This window comes from Streptomyces sp. NPDC017056 (assembly GCF_044332485.1).
Classification (GTDB): domain Bacteria; phylum Actinomycetota; class Actinomycetes; order Streptomycetales; family Streptomycetaceae; genus Streptomyces.
This window is the reverse complement of the sequence record NZ_JBIRPD010000029.1, coordinates 15,256-34,740: the sequence shown is the minus strand read 5'-3', so window position 1 is coordinate 34,740 and position 19,485 is coordinate 15,256. Positions and strand designations below refer to the sequence as shown.

Here is a 19,485-nt window from a genome sequence, read left to right as displayed (position 1 = left end):
TTTCGGGACGGAAGGTTGCGGGCGGCGCCGGATCGGTGTCCACGTCAGGCCGAACAACGAGCGATGATGATCGAAAATCAGCCGTTCATCGTGCTCAATCAGGCGGTTTCCCGTCCAGGGCCGACCGATCAAGATCACTGATCGGCGGTCGGCGGGCGTGTTGTCAGCGGCAGGTGCGAGGATGCACCCAGCACGGAAGCGATCGGGGGTGCGGGGGCTCCGCCGCCTGCGTGCGGCGCGCGACGCGAGACGTGCGCGCCGGGACTTGTACGTGCCGAAGTGCCCGGGCGCGGTGGGGGAGGTCACGGGGCCCCCGCCGAACGGTCCGGGCGGAAGGGACCGTTGACGGCGATGCAGATCCGGCTGACCGTCCTCGGGCCGCGCAGCGGCCACCCCACGCGGGCCTGTGACGTGCTCGTCACCGCCCCCGCCGGGACGGCGCTCGCCACGGTCGCGAGCGGCCTCGCGGCGGCCGTCGCCGGGTCCGGCGCCGACATCGGCGGGAGCGGCAGCGTGGGCAGCGGCAGGAGCGGCTCGGCCGCCGGCGGCTCCGGCGGCCCCGTCGTGCTGTACGCGGGCGGCGAGCGGCTGGACCCGCAGCGCGCGGCCGTCGGCGAACCACCGCTGATCGACGGCGCGGTGCTCTCCCTCGGCGCCCCCGGACCCGCCCCCGCGCACGGCCTGCCGCACGGCACGCCCCGGCTGCGCGTGGTCTCCGGGCCCGACGCCGGCGGCGTCCACCTCCTGCACGGCGGCCACACCGGCGGCATCCGCGTCGGCCGCTCCGGCGACGCCGACGTGCCCCTCGACGACCCGGACGTCTCCCGGCTGCACTGCGCGGTGACCGTCGAGCCGGACGGCTCGGTGCTCGTCGCCGACCTCCGCTCGACCAACGGCACCGTCGTCGAGGGCGCCGAGGTCGGCGAGCGCCCGGTGCCGCTGCCGCCCGGCGCCCTGCTGCGCATCGGCGAGTCCGCGCTGCGCCTCCAGGCCGCGCCGCCCGTGCCCGACCCGGCCCTGGCCTGCGCGCCCGACGGCGAGGGGCACCTGCGCGTGTCCCAGGAGGGCACCGAGACCCCGGCGGCCGCCGCCGTTCCCGGCGCCCGGTCCGCCGCCCACGACCAGGACGCCCCCTCGGGCCCGTACGGCGGCCCCCACCGGCAGGAGCCGCCCGCTTCGTTCGACAGTCCGGGGCGCCGTGGCACGCCGCTGCGCGGCACCCCGTTCCCCGGCAGCCCGCAGGAGCGGTACGAACAGCCCGCACAGCACGACCGGCACGACAGCCCCCAGGGCGCCGCCGGCCCGGAGCAGACCCACGGCGGCTGGCACGGCCTCGCCCCTTCCGGCGACCCGGACGAGGCGGCGGACCGCAAGGCCGCGCGCCGGGGCGGCCTCGGCGCCTGGGCCCGCAGGCTGACCGGCGCCCGGCCCGCCGCCGCGCCCCCCGGCCCCACGGCGGCGCCCGCGCCGACCGTCTGGCAGGAGCAGCAGCGCCAGGCGCAGCGGGAGGCGCCCGGTGAGCAGCCGTACGAGCCCGCCGGCCCGGCGGGCGAGCCGCTGAGCCCGGAGGCGGCGGACGAGCGCTGGCCCGACCCGGCGACGGTCCTGCTGACCGCGCTCGGCCCCGGCCCCCGGCTCTGGGAGCGCGGCCCCGACCACCCGGACGCGCTCACCGTCCGGCTCGGCACGGTCGCGCAGGACGGCGCCCGTGCCGCCGTGCCGGTGGCCGTGGCGCTGCGCAAGGCGGGCGCCCTGGGGCTCGCCGGGCCGCGCGGCCGGCTCGGCGGCCTGGCCCGCTCCGCCGTCGCCCAGCTCGCCGCCCTGCACTCCCCCGCCACCCTCGAAATCGTGCTGATCAGCGCGGACCGCGCGCGCTCCCTCGACGACCGGCTGGCCGACTGGTCCTGGCTCGGCTGGCTCCCCCAGGTGCGCCCGGCGCACGCGCAGGACTGCCGGCTGCTGCTGGCGTACGACAAGGAGCAGGCGGCGGCCCGCACCGCCGAGCTGGCGCGGCGGCTCGACGACGGCCCGCTGGGCCCCCACTGGGCCGGCGCCGACCGGACCGCCGTCGCCTCCGCCGCCGCGCGCTACAGCGGCCCGTACACCCTCCTGATCGTGGACGGCGACCCCGGCTCCTCCGGGCTGCGCGAGACGACGGCCCGGCTGGCGGCGAGCGGCCCGGCGGCCGGCATCCACGTGCTCTGCCTGGCCGAGACGCCCGCCGCCACCCCCGCCTTCCCGCTCGCCGCGACGTACGACGCGGCCCGCACGGCCTCGCCCGCCTTCGGCGAGTGCGGCGCGGTCGCCGTGCTGAGCGGCGACGTCGCCACGGCGCTGCGCGTCGTCCAGCCAGGCACCGGCCCGAACGGCACGGTCGCCGCGGTCGACGCGGTCTCCGGCGCCTGGGCCGAGCGGTTCGCGCGCGCCCTCGCGCCGTTGCGGGAGGCCGACACGGGCAGCGGCCTCGGCGGCCGTCCGGCGCACCCCGCGGCCGTACCGCTGCCGGACTCCTCCCGGCTGCTGGACGAGCTGGGCCTCGCGCGCGCCACCCCGGCCTCGCTGATGGCCCGCTGGGCCGCCGCCTCGGACACCGACCGGGCGGGCGCCGCCGCCGTGCTGGGCGCGGGCCCGCACGGGCCGCTCTGCGCCGATCCGGCCGCCGACGACTGCCATCTGCTGGTGACGGGCCACCAGGGCAGCGGCAAGACGGAGCTGCTGCGTTCGCTGGCCGCCTCGCTCGCCGCCGCCGACCGCCCCGACCTGCTCTCCCTGGTCCTGGTGGACGGCGCGGGCCCGGAGCGCGGCGAGGGCCTGCGGCTGTGCACGGACCTGCCGCACGTGACCACCCACCTGACGGCCTCCGATCCGGTCCGGATGCGGCAGTTCGCGCAGGCGCTCAGTTCCGAGCTGAAGCGCCGCGACGGGATACTCGGCGGTGCGGGCTTCGCCGAGTGGCGGGCCAGGCACCTCCCGGCGCCGCGCGTGGTGGCCCCCCGGCGCTCCGCCGAGGGTTCGTCCGGCTCCCCCGCCGACGGGCCGGACACCGGCCTGGAGGGCACGCTGCGGCTGCGGGCGCGCAGCGCGTCCGGGCCCGCCGCCGAGGCGCCGCGGGTCGCGCCGATGCCCCGGCTGTTCGTGCTGGTCGACGACTTCGACGCGCTGGTCGCCCCGGCGCTCGGCAGTACGGGCCGGCCGGCGGCCGGTTCGGTGGTGCGGGCGCTGGAGGCGGTGGCGCGCGACGGCGCGCGGCTCGGCGTGCACCTGATAGCGGCCACCGGCCACCCGGACCGTACGGCGGAGACCGCGACGGACCGGCTGGCCGGGCTCCGCGTGGAGCTGGGCCCGGCGGCGGACGGGGCCGAGCCGGTGCCGCCGGGGCGCGGGCGGCTGCACCGCGCGGCGGACTCCTCCGCGACGCCGTTCCAGGCGGGCCGGGTGACCGGGCGGATACCCCGGACGTCCACGCTCCGCCCCACGGTCGTACCGCTGGAGTGGGAGCGGATGGGCGATCCGCCGGCCCGCCGTCCGCTGCGCGAGCTGGGCAACGGCCCCACCGACCTGGCCCTGCTGGCCAGCGCGCTCCAGCGGGCCGCCCAGTCCTGCGGCGCGGCCGCCGCCCCGCCGCTGCTCTGAAAGCCGTTGGCGCTGAGAGCCGCTGCCCCGAGAGCCGCTGCCCTGAGAGCCGCTGCACGGGCGCCGCGCGAAGCCCGCCCGCGCGAGGTGTACGCGAGGGGTAACGGGCCGGTCACGAAAGGCCAGTTGAGGCGGGAGGCGGTATTGCGGGGCCGGTGATCCGGGCGTAGGACTGTCCGCGGCGGGACCGTTCGTACCGCGCGGGACCGCCCGACGGCGCTCAGTGCACCGCACGGGAGGGGCTTACGGGGATGGGCACTTCACGCAGACGGCGCGCCGCAGCGCGCACCGCGACCACCGGCGGCACCACGACCGCCCGCGCCGCCCTGGCTCTGGCCGCGGCGGGCGCGCTGGCACTGACCGCCTGCGGAGGCGGCGGCGACGGCGGCAAGAACGAGGGCGGGGGCGAGAGCAGCGGCGGTGTCTCCGTCCAGCTGCCGAAGCTGACCGGCCAGAAGCTCCAGGTGGCGGCCGTGTGGACCGGCCCGGAGCGGGCCAGCTTCATCAAGGTGCTGGAGGAGTTCGAGAAGCGCACCGGCGCCACGGTCTCCTACGTTCCCAGCGGCGACGACATGGCCGGTTTCATCGGCTCCAAGGTGGCCGGCGGCGGCCAGCCGGACGTGGCGTTCCCGCCGCAGGTCGGCGTGTTGCGCGAGTTCGCGCGCAAGGGCTGGCTCAAGCCGCTGGGCACCGCCGCCAAGGAGCAGCTCGCCAAGAACTTCTCCAAGGGCTGGCGGGAGCTGGGCTCGTACAACGGCACCGAGTACGGCGTGTATTACAAGGCCAGCAACAAGTCGCTGATCTGGTACAACACCAAGGTTTTCGAGAACGCGGGGGTGGCCGAGCCGAAGGACTGGGCGGAGTTCCTCAAGACGGCGCAGACCATCGCCGACTCGGGTGTGCCGCCGGTCTCGGTGGGCGGCGCGGACGGCTGGACGCTGACCGACTGGTTCGAGAACGTCTACCTCTCGCAGGCGGGGCCCGACAAGTACGACCTGCTGGCCCAGCACAAGATCAAGTGGACGGACCCGTCCGTCACGAAGGCGCTCACGGCGCTCGGCCGGCTCTTCGGCACGCCCGGCCTGCTGGCCGGCGGCAACAGCGGCGCGCTGCAGACCCAGTTCCCCACCTCGGTCACCCAGACTTTCAGCGGCGACCAGCCGAAGGCCGCCATGGTCTCCTCGGCCGACTACGCCGCCACCAACATCGCGCAGACCAAGGCCAAGGTCGGCACGGACGCCAAGGTCTTCCCGTTCCCCGCGGTGGGCTCCAGGTCCCCCGTGGTGACCGGCGGCGACGCCGCGGTGGCCCTCAAGAGCACCGAGGGCGCGCAGGCCCTGCTCACCTTCCTCGCGTCCACGGACGCCGCGAAGATCTGGGCGCAGGCCGGCGGGTACATCTCCCCCAACAAGGAGCTGGACCGGGCCGCGTACGCCAACGACACGATGCGCAAGATCGCCGATGCGCTGATCAAGGCGGGCGACGCCTTCCGCTTCGACATGTCCGACCAGGCGCCGGCCGCGTTCGGCGGCAAGCCGGGCCAGGGCGAGTGGAAGGACCTCCAGGACTTCTTGAAGAACCCGAAGGACATCGCGGGCACCCAGAAGAAGCTGGAGCAGGACGCCGCCAAGGCCTACGGCGGCTGACCCGGCGCGCACGCACGGCCGCGGGCCGCGGGTCCGCGGCCGGGCACCGCGCACCGGGCGGCACCAGGGTGCCCACCGCCGCTGACCGCACCGACCGGGACCGGGGGACATCACCATGAACGCTGCGACCGCGGGCGGGCCGGCCGGGCCGGTCCGCCGGGGCACCGGCACGCTGCGCCGGGTCAGGAGTGTGGCGGGCACCCGCCCCTGGGTCGCCGCCGTCTTCCTGCTGCCCGCCTTCGTCCTGCTCGGCGCGCTGGTCGTCTACCCGATCGGCTTCTCGGTCTACCGGAGCCTGTTCGACGCGTCGGGCGACGGCTTCGTGGGCCTGGGCAACTACGGCGAGCTGTTCACCGACGAGCGGATCCGCATCGCCCTCAAGAACAACGTCATCTGGGTCGTGGTGGCCCCGACCGTGACCACCGCGCTCGGCCTGATCTTCGCGGTGCTCACCGAGCGGATCCGCTGGGGCACCGCCTTCAAGCTCGTCGTCTTCATGCCGATGGCGATCTCCATGCTCGCCGCCGGCATCATCTTCCGCCTGGTGTACGACCAGGACCCGCAGCGCGGCGTGGCCAACGCCGTGTGGGTGGGCATCCACGACACCTTCGCGGAGCCCGCGCCGTACCCCGGCGCCAAGCCGCGGCCCAACGCCGGGCTGACGACGTCCGGCGGCTCGTACACCACCGCGAAGCCGGTGCGCGCGGGGTCTCCGGCGCAGCTCCCGCTGGTCGCCGTGCAGCCGGGCGACCTGGGCGACGCGCGCCCGGCGACCGCGGCGCGCCCGGAGCCGGACAAGGTCACCGGCACCGTCTGGCTGGACTTCACCCGCGGTGGCGGCGGCACCCCGAACATCGTGGACCGGTCCGAGAAGGGGCTGCCCGGTGTGACGGTCGAGGCGGTCAGGAACGGCGCGACCGTGGCCAGTACGACCACCGGGCCCGACGGCCGGTTCTCGCTGCCCGCCGACCGGGCCGACGGCGCGCTGCTGCGGCTGCCCGCGTCGAACTTCGCCGCCGCGTACAACGGCGTGAACTGGCTCGGCCCGGCCCTGGTCACCCCGGCGATCATCGGCGCGTACGTGTGGATGTGGGCCGGGTTCGCGATGGTGCTGATCGCGGCGGGGCTGGCGGGCATGCCCAGGGAGCTGCTGGAGGCGGCGCGGGTGGACGGCGCGAACGAGTGGCAGGTCTTCCGCCGGGTGACGGTGCCGCTGCTGGCGCCCGTCCTGATCGTCGTGCTGGTCACGCTCATGATCAACGTGCTGAAGATCTTCGACCTCGTCTACATCATCGCGCCGGGGTCCAGCCTCAAGGACGCCAATGTGCTCGCGCTCCAGCTCTTCCAGTCGTCCTTCGGCACGGACGTGGACCAGGGCATCGGCAGCGCCATCGCGGTGTTCCTGCTGCTGCTCGTGCTGCCGGTGATGTACGTCAACCTGCGGCGCCTACGGAAGGAGCGGAGCCGATGACCACCGCCGACGGCGTCGTACGGGCCAAGCAGTCGCTGCCCGCCCGGATCGCGGCCCGTACGGGCGGCGGCGTCCTGCGGGTCGGGCTGATCCTGGTCGGGCTGTTCTGGCTGATGCCGACGGCCGGCCTGCTGGTGTCCTCGCTGCGCTCGCCGCAGGACATCGCGGAGTCCGGCTGGTGGAAAGTCTTCGCCGAGCCCGCCCAGCTCACCTGGTCCAGCTACAGCCGGCTGCTGGAGAACGACAAGGTGATGGACTCGCTGCTGACCACCGCGCTGATCACCGTCCCCGCGACGGTGCTGGTGGTCGTCATCGGCGCGCTGGCCGGCTACGCGTTCGCCTGGATGGACTTCCCCGGCCGCGACGCGTGGTTCATGGTCGTGGTCGGTCTGCTGGTGGTCCCCGTGCAGGTCGCGCTCATCCCCGTCGCCGAGCTGTTCGGCGCGATCGGCCTGTTCGAGACGACGCCCGGTGTGATCCTCTTCCACACCGCCTTCGGCCTGCCCTTCGCGGTGTTCCTGCTGCGCAACTTCTTCGCCGAGATCCCCCGCGAGCTGTTGGAGGCGGCCCGGCTGGACGGCGCGAACGAACTGCGGCTGTTCACCCGGGTGGTGCTGCCGCTGGGCGGTCCCGCCATCGCCTCGCTGGGCATCTTCCAGTTCCTGTGGGTGTGGAACGACCTGCTGGTCGCGCTGATCTTCGCGGACAGCGGCAACCCGCCGATCACCGTGGCGCTCCAGCAGGAGGTACGCCAGTTCGGCAACAACATCGACGTACTGGCGCCCGGCGCGTTCCTGTCGATGGTGGTCCCCCTGGTCGTCTTCTTCGCCTTCCAGCGGCAGTTCGTCTCCGGCGTGATGGCGGGCGCGGTGAAGTGACCGCTCCCGGCGGTCCGGGCGTACGGCAACGGGTGCGGCGGCAACAGGTGCGGCGCCGTAAGGGAACGCTGTGCCGTACGCCACTTGCCGTTCACGTTGCTGCCCCACGATGACCGGCACGCCGACGACGCCCCCCCCGACCGTCTGGAGACGGACCGCACATGACTGCACCCTCCGCAGACCTCAGTGCCGAGCAGCTCCCGCGCCCCGCCCGGCTGGCCGACGTGAAGGGCTGGTTCTTCACCGCCGACCAGCTGCTCTTCGACTGGTTCCTGGCCCGCCAGAAGGACCGGTCCGAGCCGGGCGACCTGCTCGAACTCGGCGTCTACATGGGCAAGAGCGCCATCTTCATGGGCGCGCGGCTGCGCCCCGGCGACCGGTTCACGGTCTGCGACCTGTTCGACTCGCCCGCCGAGGACGCCTCCAACGTCAAGGAGATGGCGAAGTCCTACGCCACACTGACGCGCCGCGCCTTCGAGGCGAACTACCTGTCCTTCCACGACGAGCTGCCCGAGATCGTGCAGGGGCTCAGTTCCAGCGTGGCGGACCACGTGGAGCCGGGCAGCTGCCGCTTCGCGCACATCGACGCCTCGCACCTGTACGAGCACGTGCACGGCGACATCGTGACGGTGCGCGACCTGCTCACCCCCCAGGGCATCGTCGTCCTCGACGACTTCCGTGCCGAGCACTGCCCCGGCGTGGCCGCCGCCACCTGGCAGGCGGTCACCGGCCAGGCGCTGCGTCCGATCTGCATCACGCCGACCAAGTTCTACGGCACGTGGGGCGACCCCGCGCCCGTACAGGCCGCGCTGCTGGCCTGGCTGACCGGCCGCGAGGGGGTGTGGCACGAGGTGCAGGAGGTCAACGGCGCGCCGCTGATCCGGCTCAGCGCGAAGAGCGCCAAGGAGCCCGCACACCCGGTCTCCCGCCACCGGAAGCCGGCGCAGCAGAGCAGTACGGGGACGGCCGCCGCCCCTCGGGCAGCCGCCCCTGCCGCCGCTGCCCGGCCCGTCGCCCGCGCGCGCCGCAGCCCGGCCCGCCGCATCGCCGTCAACGTCCTGCCGCCGTTCATCACCAAGGCCGTCGTCGCCGCCCGGCGCCGCTCGGCATCCCGCTGACCGTCCCCGGAGGGGCCGTCAGACGACGACGGCACCGGGCCCCGTGAGGGTGAGTTCGGCGCCGTCCTGCTGGGCCGCGGCCCGTTCGGCGGCGCGGGGCGCAGGGGCCGGGCGGCGTTCGGCGGGCGGCAGCGCGGGCAGGAGTTCGTCCTTGCCGAGCAGGACCCGGCGCACCACCCGCTCGGCGGCCAGCCCGTCGTCGTACTGGCAGAAGCGGCTGCGGAACGCGGCCCGCAGCGACGCCGCCGCCGGGCCGTCCCAGCGCCCGGAGTGGAAGGCCCCGGCGATGGCCGCCTCGTCCTGCGCGGTCACGCCGGGGGTGTCGCCAGGCAGCCCGGACGGCAGATCGACGTAGACGCCGCGGGTGAGCCGGAAGGCGTCCCAGCCGGCGGTGTGCACGACGACCGGCCGGTCCAGGACCGCGTAGTCGAACAGCACCGGGGAGAAATCGGTCAGCAGCGCGTCGGCGGCCAGGCACAGGTCCTCGAAGCACGGGTGCCCCGAGACGTCCAGCACCGCGTCGTCCTCCCGCAGGGCGGCCGGCCACGGGTCCGGTGCGCCGCGGTACGGGTGGGCGCGGACCAGGAGCTGGAAGCGCGGGCCGAGCGCCCCGGCGAGGCGGACGAGGTCCAGCGGCGGGGCGGTGGCGGCCGGGCCGGCGGGGGCGGGCGCGTACAGGACGGCGGTGGCGCCGGGCCGGACGCCGAGCGCGGCCCGCACCGCGCGCACGTCGTCCGCCGTGGCGGTGAAGTACCGGTCGTTGCGCGGGAACCCGGTGGCCAGCGTCTCGTACGAGCTGGGGTAGGCGCGCTCCCAGATCTCGCTGGAGTGCTGGTTGGCGGAGAGGCAGAAGTCCCACCGGTCGGCGTGCTCCAGCAGCCGGCTCGGGCGCGGGCCGGGCGCGGCGGCCGGGTGGCGGTGGGCGTCCAGGCCCACCGTCCGCAGCGGGGTGCCGCGGTGGGTCTGGAGGCAGATCTGCCCCGGCCGCCCGGTCGCGCCGGTGAAGTACCCGTCGGTGACCAGGTACCGGGCGCGGGCCAGCGCCTCCCAGTAGCGGCGCGAGCCGACGGTGACGCGGTCGGCCCCCTCCGGCACGGCGTACCCCGCCCCCTCCGTGTCCGCGTCCTCGCGGACGGCCCAGACGCCGCGCAGCTGGGGCGCGATCTCGCGGGCCTTGCGCTCGACGGCGGCCGGGTTGCAGCCGGCCGCCGGGCCGCCGCAGGCGCCGTAGAGCACGAGGTCGTCGTCCAGCGGGGCGTGCAGCCGCAGGCCGTAATAGCGCCGCCGGGCCGAGCGGGCGGCAGCCTCGCCGCGGTCGCGCAGTTCCTTGGCCAGGTCGCGGCGGAGTTCCTGCGCGCCGTGCAGCGACCGGTACGCGCGGTACGAGCGCAGCGCGGCGGGCAGCGGCGCGCCGGCCGGGCGGTGCCGCCGGATGCAGCCGCTCGCGGCGCGGAAGAAGGCGGCGCGGTCGGCGGGCAGGATGCGGTCGGTGTCGTCGAGGACGGCCAGCAGCCGTTCGGTCATGCGGGCGTGCAGCACGGTCAGCAGCGGCAGCGGGTCGGCGGCCCCGGCCCACCCGCCCGCCAGCCGCGCGAACAGCTCCTCGTAGCGCTCGACGACGACGAAGTGGTGGCGCCCCGGCGTGGTCGTGGCGCTGCCGCGCCGCCGCTCGCGCCAGATGACGCAGACCCGGTCCAGCACCGCGATCCGCCCGGCGGCCAGCAGGCTCTCGTACGCGTACGGGACGTCCTCGTACGGGCCGTCGGCGAAGGACAGCCCGCGGCCCGTCCAGTGCTCGCGGCGCACCGCCCGGTTCCACGCGGCGGGCGCCACACCCAGTACGCCGGGGCGCTGCGCGGCCCGGAACACCCCGTCGCGCGCCGCCTCCAGGAGCGGGCCGTCGCCGCTGGGGCTGCGCCGCTCCCACACGTCCGTCCGTTCGTGGTCGAAGAGCAGCACGTCCGGGTCGCCGCACTCCCGCAGCCGCGCGTCGGCGGCGGCCAGCGCGCCCGGGGCCAGGGTGTCGTCCCCGTCGAGGAAGAGCAGGTAGTCGCCGCAGGCCAGGGCGGCTCCGGCGGTGCGGGAGGGGCCGGCGCCGGACGGGCGGCGCAGGTGCAGGGGGACCACTCTCGGGTCGCGGCGGGCGTACTCGTCGATGATGGCGCCGCCGGCGTCGGGCGAGCAGTCGTCGACGGCGATCAGCTCCACGTCCCGGTGGGGCTCGTCCAGTACGGAGTCCAGGCAGTCGCGCAGGAAGCCCTGCACGCCGCGGGCGGGGACGATGACGCTGAACCGGGGCATGGCCATCCCAAGGTCGGGGCTCGCGCAACGAGCACACGGCGGATGAACGCCGAGCGTAATCACTCGGCTACGTACTGTCGATTGCGCCCGTCACCCGTTCAGCGCACGGCCGGGGGGCCGCTTCGGGCCGCGGGCCGCGGCGCGGGAGGATGGCCGGGAGCCGTCCGGCGCCAAGTGATCACAACGACTCGAAATGTGGATTCAGTGACTGCGAATGAAGCCCTTGAGCCGCGTCCGGGGCCTGCCACCACACGCTCCGCGCAGGTCAGCGTCGTCGTCATCGCCTACAACGACGCCACGCTGGTCGGCGAGGCGGTGCGCTCGGCGCTGGCGCAGGGGGACGCGATCGCCGAGGTGATCGCGGTCGACGACGCCTCCACCGACCGTACGGGCCAGGTCCTGGACGACCTCGCACGCGAGCACGAGCGGCTGCGGGTCGTCCACCGCGCGGACAACAGCGGCGGCTGCGGCACACCGCGCAACGACGGCCTGCGGGCGGCCACCGGCCGGTTCGTGATGTTCCTGGACAGCGACGACGTGCTGCCCGAGGGCGCCGTGGACGCGCTGCTGGACGCCGCGCTGCGCCACGAGGCACCGGTGGCGGCCGGCGCGTGCGTGCGCCGCGAGCTGCCGGGACCGCGCGAGGTGCCGTGGCAGCCCGCCCTCTACCGCGAGCCCGCCGTGTACGCCTCGCCCGGCGACCACCCGGAGCTGGTCCACGACACCCTGTGCGTCAACAAGCTCTACGAGCGTTCCTTCCTCCTCGGCAACGGCATCCTCTTCCCCGACGGCCGCTTCACCTACGAGGACTTCGTCTTCACCGCCCGGGTGCTGGCCGCCGCCCCGCGCATCGCGACCGTCACCGACCGGGTCTACGTCTGGCACGTACGGCGCTCGGCCGCCAAGCAGTCGATCTCACTGGACCGCCGCGACGTCACCAACTGGCAGGCCCGCATCGAGGCGCACCGCACCAGCGTGCGCATCCTGGCCGACGCCGGGCACAAGGGGCTCGCGCACGCGGCGCGCAGCAAGTTCCTCGACCACGACCTGCGGATGTACGTCCGCGAACTGCACACCCGCGGCGCCGACTACCGGCAGGAGTGGTGGCGGCTGACCCGCGACTACCTGGCCGGCTTCGAGGAGAGCGAGCTGCTGGCCGCCCGCGCCCCGGCCCGCTGGCTCGCCCGCGTGCTGCTCGCCTCCGAGACGCCCGTCGACCTGGACCGGCTGACCCAGCTCGCGGCCCGACCCGGCCGGCTGCTGCCGCCGTACGCGCGCGACGGCGAGCGGCCCGTGTGGTCCGAGGAGCTGCCCGGCGTCGAGCTGGACGGCCTGGACGCCGGCTCCGGCAGCCGCCTGCCGGTCACCGTCGACGCCGAGCCGGTCCTCGGCAGCCGCTGCCTGCTGCGCCTGCGCGTGCACGAGCTGTACGGGCGGGTGGCCGCGGCGGAGCCGGTCGGCATCGACGTGGAGCTGCGCCGCCGGGCGGACGGCCGCGGCGGGCCCGTGCACACCGCGGCCCTCACCGCCGACCCCTCGGGCACCGCCTGGACGGCGGAGACGACGCTCGACCTCGGCGCCCTGCTCGCCCGCGGCGACCGCGGCTCCGGCACCCCCGACCCGTGGGACCTGACCGCCCGGGTGCGCTGCGCGGACGGCTCCGTCCTGTGTGCCGGGCTGCGGGCCACCGGCCCCGGGCTGCGCCGCCACGCGCTGCCCAGCGGCCGGCACGGCCTGCTGCTGGTGCAGCCGTACGCGACCACCGGGGGCGCGCTGGCGCTGCGCGTGGCGTCCGGGGTGCGCGCGGCGTGGCACATCGCGGCCCGCAAGGTGCGCCGCAAGGCCGCGGGCGGCCGTTAGTCACATCACAGCGGCCCGGCCTCCCACGGCCGGGTCCGACCGACCACCTTAGGATGGCGAGATGTCTTACTTGATCACGGGCGGTGCCGGCTACATCGGCGCCCACGTCGTACGGGCCATGACGCAGGCGGGCGAGCGGGTCGTGGTGCTCGACGACCTCTCCACGGGCGTGGCCGCCCGGGTTCCGGAGGGCGTCCCGCTGGTGGAGGGCTCCACGCTGGACCGCGGGCTGCTGGACCGGACCATCTCCGAGCACGGCGTCACCGGTGTCGTGCACCTCGCCGCGAAGAAGCAGGTCGGCGAGTCCGTCGAGATGCCGCTGCACTACTACCGCGAGAACGTGCACGGCCTCCAGACGCTGCTGGAGGCCATGGCGGCGGGCGGCGTCGGCCGGTTCGTGTTCTCCTCCTCCGCCGCCGTGTACGGCATGCCGGACGTGGACCTGGTCACCGAGGACACCCCCTGCGCGCCGATCAACCCGTACGGCGAGACCAAGCTCGTCGGCGAGTGGATGGCGCGCGCCGCGGGCAAGGCGCACGGCATCAACACCGCGTGCCTGCGCTACTTCAACGTGGCCGGCACCGCCACTCCCGAGCTGGCCGACACCGGCGTCTTCAACATCGTCCCGATGGTGTTCGAGAAGCTCACCGACGGCGAGTCCCCGCGGATCTTCGGCGACGACTACCCGACCCCGGACGGCACCTGCATCCGCGACTACATCCACGTCGCGGACCTGGCCGACGCCCACCTGGCCGCCGCCCGCAAGCTGGCCGAGCCAGGCCCGGTGCGCGACCTGACCCTGAACATCGGCCGCGGCGAGGGCGTCTCCGTACGGGAGATGATCGACCTGATCACCGAGATCACCGGGCACACCGACGCCACCGCCGAGGTCACCCCGCGCCGTCCCGGCGACCCGGCCCGGGTGGTCGCGGCCGCCGACCGGATCGCCGATGAGCTGGGCTGGAAGGCCCGCCACGACGTCCGCGACATGATCACCTCGGCCTGGCAGGGCTGGCAGCACCACAGCGCCAAGTCCTGACCCGGGCGCCTGATCCGAGCGCCTGATCCGAAGTACCCCTTCGCGCCCCCGGTTCCGCCGGGGGCGCGAGGCGTTTCAGGGCCGGTCGTCCGCGCCGGCCGGCGGCGGGCCCGGCTCGCGCGTGGCGTCCGCCCGTACGACGTCGGTCAGCCCGTCCACGTCGCCCCTTTGCAGGCACTGCGCGCGCAGGCGCAGCCGGGGCGGGAGGGCGGCCAGCACCCGGTCGGTGAGGTAGGCGTCGACGAGCGGGCGGGCGGCCGCCGCCATCGCCCGGCGGCCCGCGGCGTCGCGGGCCAGGTAGGGCGCGGCGAACTGGGCGAGGATCTCGCCGTGGAAGTGGCGGACCATGAGCGTGTCGCGGTCGGGGCCCGGCGGCACCAGTTCCGCCACCTCGGCGAGCACCGTGCCGATGTAGCCGAGGTGCTCGACCCAGTCGCGGTCCTGGCGGCTGGCGTTGCTGTCGTCGTCGCGGCCCTGGAGGTAGTAGCAGTCGTAGTCGCCGAGTACGGAGACGGTGTCCGCGCCGAGCAGGGCGTGGATGCCGAAGGGCAGGTCCTCGGCGAGCAGCCGGCCCTCGACGAAGCGCAGGCCGCGCTCCTGGACGTAGGCGCGGCGGAAGAGCTTGTAGGCGGCCAGCGTCCAGTAGACGGGCGAGTCGAAGGCCGTGACGCGGGGGCTGTTGGTGTGCAGGTCGACGGGGGCGCCGCGCCCGCCGACGCCGACTATCCGCCCGTAGACGAGGTCCGAGCCGTGGGTGTCGGCCATCGCGGTGAGCCGTTCCAGCGCCTCGGTGCCGAGGTGGTCGTCGGAGTCGAGGAAGAAGAGGTAGCGGCCGCCGGCGCGGTCCATGCCGGCGTTGCGCGGCTTGCCGGGGCCGCCGGAGGCCGGCTGGTGGAGCACCGTCAGGTTCGGGTGGGCGCGGGCCTGTTCGTCCAGCCAGGGGCCGCTGCCGTCGGTCGACCCGTCGTCCACGGCGATCACCTCGACCGCGTCGGGGCCGAGGCTCTGGGCGAAGACGGAGCCCAGGCAGCGTTGCAGGTAGCGCCGGGTGTCGTGCACCGGCACGACGACCGAGACGGCCGGCTGTCGGGCTTCCCCTGCGTCGGGTGCGGGCTGACGGTGTGGTGCCACGGCGTGCTTCTTCCGTCGTCCGTCGCGGACCGGCCCCGGGGGGCCGGTCCGCCGGTTCTCAGCGCTCCATCAGGGCGAAGAGGTCCTCCCAGCGCTTGGTGATCCGGTCGGTCGAGTAGCGCTGCACGTTCTCCCGCGCCGCCGTGCCGAGCCGGTCCCGCAGCTCCTTGTCGGAGATCATCGCGTCGATGTGCCGGGCCAGTTCGGTGGTGTTGCCGACGACCGCCAGCAGGCCGTCCTCACCGTCCCGGATGATCTCGTGGACGCCGGGCGCGCAGTCGAACGCCGCGCACGGCACGCCGCTGGCCATCGCCTCCATGAGCGAGAGCGGGAAGCCCTCGGCGCGGGAGGACTGGGCGAAGACGGAGGCGCCGCGCAGCGCGCCGGCCACGTCGTCGGTCCGCCCCATGAACGCGACCGAGTCGTCCAGCCCCAGCGTGGCGGCCTGCTTCTTGAGGACGTCCTCGTCCTCGCCGGAGCCGTAGATCCGCAGCGTCCAGTCCGGGTGCTTCGGCGCGACCGCGGCCCAGGTGTCGATGAGCAGGTCGACGCCCTTCTCGTCGGAGAGCCGGCCGATGCTGGCGACGACCTTGGCGGTGCGGTCCGAGGGCACCTCGGGCGTCACCGGCAGCGGGTTGGGCATGAAGTCCGCGTTGTCCATGCCCTGCCGGATCCACAGGTCGGCGTCCTCGCGGGTGAGGGCGAGCAGCCGGTCCACGTCCGCGTAGTACTTCTTGACCCGGTTGAAGCGGGAGGACTTGCGGCAGGCCTCGAACGACTCGTGGGTCATGCCGATCACCGGCAGGCCCGCGGTGTCGGCGAGCGCCACCCACTCCATCGCCCACACCTGCGTGACGATGACCACGCCGCCCGGCCGCGCGGCCCGGAACAGGGCGCTGAGCTTGTCCGCCTGCTCCTGCATGCCGGCCTGGCGGGCGGCGCGGCGGCGCTGCTCGGCGAGGTTCAGGCGCCCCTTGATGCCGCGCGCCGCCGGTGCGGCCTTGGGCGGGTGCACGTCGTACAGGGTCGTCGTCTCGTACGGGAGGTCGTCGCCGAGGTCGGCGCGCAGGTCCTCGGGGGCCGGTACGACGCCGATGACGTGCACGCGGTGGCCGCGGTCCGCGAAGAGCCGGGCCATCTGGTGCGACCAGGTGGTCACCCCGCCCGTCTCGTCGACGTTGTTGGAGACGAAGAAGATGTCACGCCCGGTCATGGGCTTCCCCCTTCACGGAAGAACCGCTGTGCTCGGAGTCGCCGCCGGTGGCGGGGGCGGGCAGCGCGCCGCCCGTGCCCGGGCCGCCGGCGGTGGCGGCGGCGCCGCCGAAGAACTTCTCGACGATCGCGCGGGCCGCGTCGCCCCGGTCGTACTCGCCGAACTCGGCGGTGAAGCGCTGCCGCGCCTCGCGGTGCCCGTCGTCCGCCGTCTTGAAGGCGTCGATCGCCTCGAAGAGCTCGTCGGCCGTGCCGAGCACCGGCCCTGGCGCCTTCTCCTTGAGGTCGAAGTAGGTGCCGCGCGCCTCGTTGGCGTACTCGTCGTAGTCGTACGCGAAGAACAGCATCGGCCGGTCGAGCAGGGCGTAGTCGAACATCACGGAGGAGTAGTCCGTGATCATGCCGTCGGCCAGCTGGAGCAGCGGGGTGATGTCGTGGTACGCGGTGACGTCGATGATCTTGCCGCGGACGGACGGCGGCAGCACCACGTTGTTGAGGTAGTGCGAGCGCATCAGCAGCACGAAGCGGTCGCCGAAGCGCTCGGCGAACTCGTCCACGTCGAAGGGCGGTTCGAAGCCGCGGACCGAGCCGTTGGGGTTGGCGCGGAAGGTCGGCGCGTACAGCAGCACCGTCTTGTCCGCGGGGATGCCCAGCTCCTCGGCGAGCGGGCCGCGCTCGCGCACGCCGCTGGCCTCCTCGGCGCGGCGGGCCGCCACCAGCGCGTCGTTGCGCGGGTAGCCGGTGCGCAGCAGCACCTCGTCACGCAGCCTGAAAGCGCGCGCCAGGGTCCGTACGTCGTGCTCGGAGCGGACCAGGAAGTGGTCGAAGCGCTCCAGGACCTTCTGGAACTCCTCCTTCGCGGCCCGCGACTGGAGCTTGAGGCGCGGCTCGTCGAAGCCCATGCGCTTGAGCGCGGAGCCGTGCCAGGTCTGGATGTAGGTGGTCTCCGGGCGCTTGTTCAGGCGCAGCGGGAAGCCCTGGTTGTCGATCCAGAACTCGGCCTGGGCGAGCGCGCGCAGGTACTGCCAGCTCCACCGCTTGACGAGGGTGGCGTCCTTGGGGAAGCCGTCGGGCTTCTTGCCGTCGTAGGCCCACACCGCCTCGAACTCGACGCCCTGGCGGCGCATCTCCTCGTAGATGGCGCGCGGGCTGTCGCTGTACTGCTTGCCGAGGTGGCTCTCGAAGACGACCAGTCCCTTGTGGACCGGCAGCTTGCTGAACACCTCGTGGTAGACGCGCAGCTTGGTCTCGCCGGAGTTCAGGTCGCGCTTGGCCTTGCGGGCCTTGCGCACACCGCTCTTGGCGAGGTCGGCGGCGGGGCTGCGCAGCGCTTGGCGCAGGGCCTCGTTGGTGCGCCGGGCCGCCTTGCCCTGGGCGTCCAGGACGAAGGTGAGGTGGCCGCGCTTGGAGGCGGCGGGCTCGACGCGGTCGGAGACCAGCCGGGTCAGCCGGGGGCGGACCCGCAGCGCGTGGGCGCTGTCCAGGTCGACGCCGCCGACGGTCAGGCGGGTGCGGGTGGTGGCGCCGTCCACGTCCAGGATCAGCCGGACGTCCCAGACCGCGTCGATGACGCCGAGCGGGCGCAGCCGGCGGGCCAGGTCCAGTTCGGCGTCCCAGTGCAGGCCGTCCGCCGCGATGCGCAGCGAGGTCAGCGGGAAGGAGAACGCCTGGAGGCTCTTGCGGCGGGCCTTGAGCTCCAGCCGGCCGCGCAGCGGCGTGCCGGGGGTGACCTTGCCGAGCGGGTTGACGACCGTGCCGGCCAGCTTGACCGTGCCGCGCCCGTCGTCCTCGTAGGAGGTGAGCTGGTTGCGCAGGAACAGCTGGCCGACCGAGCGGGTGTGGTACCCGGCGTCGGTGACGTCCAGGACCCGGCGGCCCTCGGGGTCGTCGAGGTGTTCGGCGCACCAGTAGACGCGGCCGTCGCGCTCGGCGAGCGGCGAGGAGAGCTTGTCGCGGTTGATGAGGCTGTCCACCGCGGGCATCAGGTTGTGCCAGTCCTCCTGGGCCAGGAGGTAGGCACAGATGGCCTGGATGGGCTGGACGCGCTCGTACGCCTCGGGGGCGATGCCGGCGAGGTAGCCGTTGGCCATCGCGGCGAACTCGCGGCGGTAGTCCTCGTCCAGCAGCGGAAGATCACGCAGATGCAGCACGAGGTCGTGCTTGAGGAACTTGACGTCCTTGTGGAATTTCAGCTCGGTCAGGCCCTCGCGCTCCAGCAGCTCGTCCACCCGGCGGTGGATCTCCATGCGGTGCGCGAAGTTGGCGATCTCGTGGCGCCGGTTGCTGATCGACTTCGTCGCGGCCTTCTCGAAGACGTTCCAGAAGTAGACGTGGTTGGGGATCAGCGTGATGCGCTTGGCCGCCACGTACGCCTGGGCCGAGAAGAGCAGGTCCTCGTAGTGGATGCCGACGGGGAAGACCAGCCCCGCCTCCAGGAGGAACTCGCGCCGGTAGCACTTGTTGGTCGACAGGGTGTCGAAGACCAGCAGGTCGGGCAGCTCGGAGATGGAGTCGATGGTGCGGGTCCTGGCGTACAGCCAGGGATACCACTCGGTCTGCTTCTTGTTGCGGGAGTCGACGTTGACCCGGACGCACATGCCGGACACCAGGTCGGCGCCGGTGCGCTCGGCGGCCTCCAGCATGTTGCGGCAGGCGTTGGGCTCCAGCACGTCGTCGCTGTCCAGGAACATGACGTAGGAGCCGGCGGCGTGCTGGACGCCGTGGTTGCGGGGGGCTCCGCAGCCCCCGCTGTTCTCGGGCAGCTGGAGGGCCCTGACCCGGTCCGGGTGGGCCGCGGCGAGCTGCTGGGCCACCGCGAAGGATCTGTCCGTGCTGCAGTCGTCGACGATCAGAACTTCGACACCATGGAGCGTCTGGTCCAGTACGGACCGGACGGCCGTCGGTAGCCGGTCGGCGTCGTTGTAGACGATCACGACTACGGAGACGTCAGGCACGGGCACCCCAATCCTCTTTTCATAGCGCTGCGGGACCCCAAAACTACCTTGGTCCGCGACCGGCCCGGCACGCCGCCGACCGGCGCACGAGCGCACGTTCGCCGCCGGGCCTTCCTCTTGTCAAACCGCATTATTGCGGACATTTGACCTACGGTAGGACTCTCACCCCCGGGACGATCACCCGTAACGGGAACCAGGACACGACATTACGGACATGCAGTACACGTAGCCGTAAAGCGGTA

11 protein-coding genes are annotated in these 19,485 nt (G+C 74.2%); 7 read left to right on the top strand and 4 right to left on the bottom strand.

Going from position 1 to position 19,485, the window contains the following annotated elements; genetic code table 11:
• The first annotated feature begins 351 nt into the window (after positions 1-351).
• The 5 genes from ACH4OW_RS35950 (at position 352) to ACH4OW_RS35930 (ending at position 8,746) form a co-directional block, all read left to right on the top strand.
• Complete coding sequence (locus ACH4OW_RS35950) at positions 352-3,633, top strand: FtsK/SpoIIIE domain-containing protein (protein ID WP_398032522.1); 3,282 nt, start codon at positions 352-354, stop codon at positions 3,631-3,633.
• A gap of 326 nt (positions 3,634-3,959) precedes the next feature.
• Complete coding sequence (locus ACH4OW_RS35945) at positions 3,960-5,279, top strand: ABC transporter substrate-binding protein (RefSeq protein ID WP_398032624.1); 1,320 nt, start codon at positions 3,960-3,962, stop codon at positions 5,277-5,279.
• Between the two features lie 115 nt (positions 5,280-5,394).
• On the top strand, positions 5,395-6,750 hold the full coding sequence (locus tag ACH4OW_RS35940) for an ABC transporter permease subunit (protein WP_398032519.1): 1,356 nt from the start codon (positions 5,395-5,397) through the stop codon (positions 6,748-6,750).
• On the top strand, positions 6,747-7,628 hold the full coding sequence (locus ACH4OW_RS35935; protein WP_360136308.1) for a carbohydrate ABC transporter permease: 882 nt from the start codon (positions 6,747-6,749) through the stop codon (positions 7,626-7,628). The genes ACH4OW_RS35940 and ACH4OW_RS35935 overlap by 4 nt, the downstream gene beginning before the upstream one ends.
• 161 nt (positions 7,629-7,789) lie before the next feature.
• Positions 7,790-8,746, top strand: a complete 957-nt coding sequence (locus ACH4OW_RS35930; RefSeq protein ID WP_360136310.1) for a class I SAM-dependent methyltransferase — start codon at positions 7,790-7,792, stop codon at positions 8,744-8,746.
• 18 nt (positions 8,747-8,764) lie between these two features.
• On the opposite strand, the gene ACH4OW_RS35925 is transcribed toward ACH4OW_RS35930, so the two are convergent.
• A complete protein-coding gene (locus ACH4OW_RS35925; RefSeq protein WP_398032516.1) occupies positions 8,765-11,047 on the bottom strand; it encodes a CDP-glycerol glycerophosphotransferase family protein in 2,283 nt (760 codons plus the stop codon).
• 204 nt (positions 11,048-11,251) lie between these two features.
• On the opposite strand from ACH4OW_RS35925, the gene ACH4OW_RS35920 reads away from it, so the two are divergent.
• Positions 11,252-12,907 carry a glycosyltransferase family 2 protein gene (locus tag ACH4OW_RS35920; RefSeq protein ID WP_398032513.1) on the top strand — a complete coding sequence of 552 codons (1,656 nt, stop codon included), beginning with the start codon at positions 11,252-11,254 and terminating at the stop codon, positions 12,905-12,907.
• Positions 12,908-12,968: 61 nt separating this feature from the next.
• Positions 12,969-13,946, top strand: coding sequence for a UDP-glucose 4-epimerase GalE (galE, locus tag ACH4OW_RS35915; RefSeq protein WP_398032510.1), 978 nt, complete (start codon positions 12,969-12,971; stop codon positions 13,944-13,946).
• Positions 13,947-14,021: 75 nt separating this feature from the next.
• Here the strand turns inward: galE and ACH4OW_RS35910 are convergent, their stop codons facing one another.
• From ACH4OW_RS35910 to ACH4OW_RS35900, 3 genes are read right to left on the bottom strand one after another with little or no spacing between them, the layout of a single operon-like run.
• A complete protein-coding gene (locus ACH4OW_RS35910) occupies positions 14,022-15,077 on the bottom strand; it encodes a glycosyltransferase family 2 protein (RefSeq protein ID WP_398032508.1) in 1,056 nt (351 codons plus the stop codon).
• A gap of 58 nt (positions 15,078-15,135) precedes the next feature.
• Positions 15,136-16,290, bottom strand: a complete 1,155-nt coding sequence (locus ACH4OW_RS35905; RefSeq protein WP_398032505.1) for a glycosyltransferase family 4 protein — start codon at positions 16,288-16,290, stop codon at positions 15,136-15,138.
• The gene (locus ACH4OW_RS35900) at positions 16,277-19,243 is read right to left on the bottom strand and encodes a CDP-glycerol glycerophosphotransferase family protein (RefSeq protein WP_398032503.1); all 2,967 of its coding nucleotides are present in this window, start codon (positions 19,241-19,243) and stop codon (positions 16,277-16,279) included. Before ACH4OW_RS35900 ends, ACH4OW_RS35905 begins: the two co-directional genes overlap by 14 nt.
• Between the last annotated feature and the right edge of the window lie 242 nt (positions 19,244-19,485).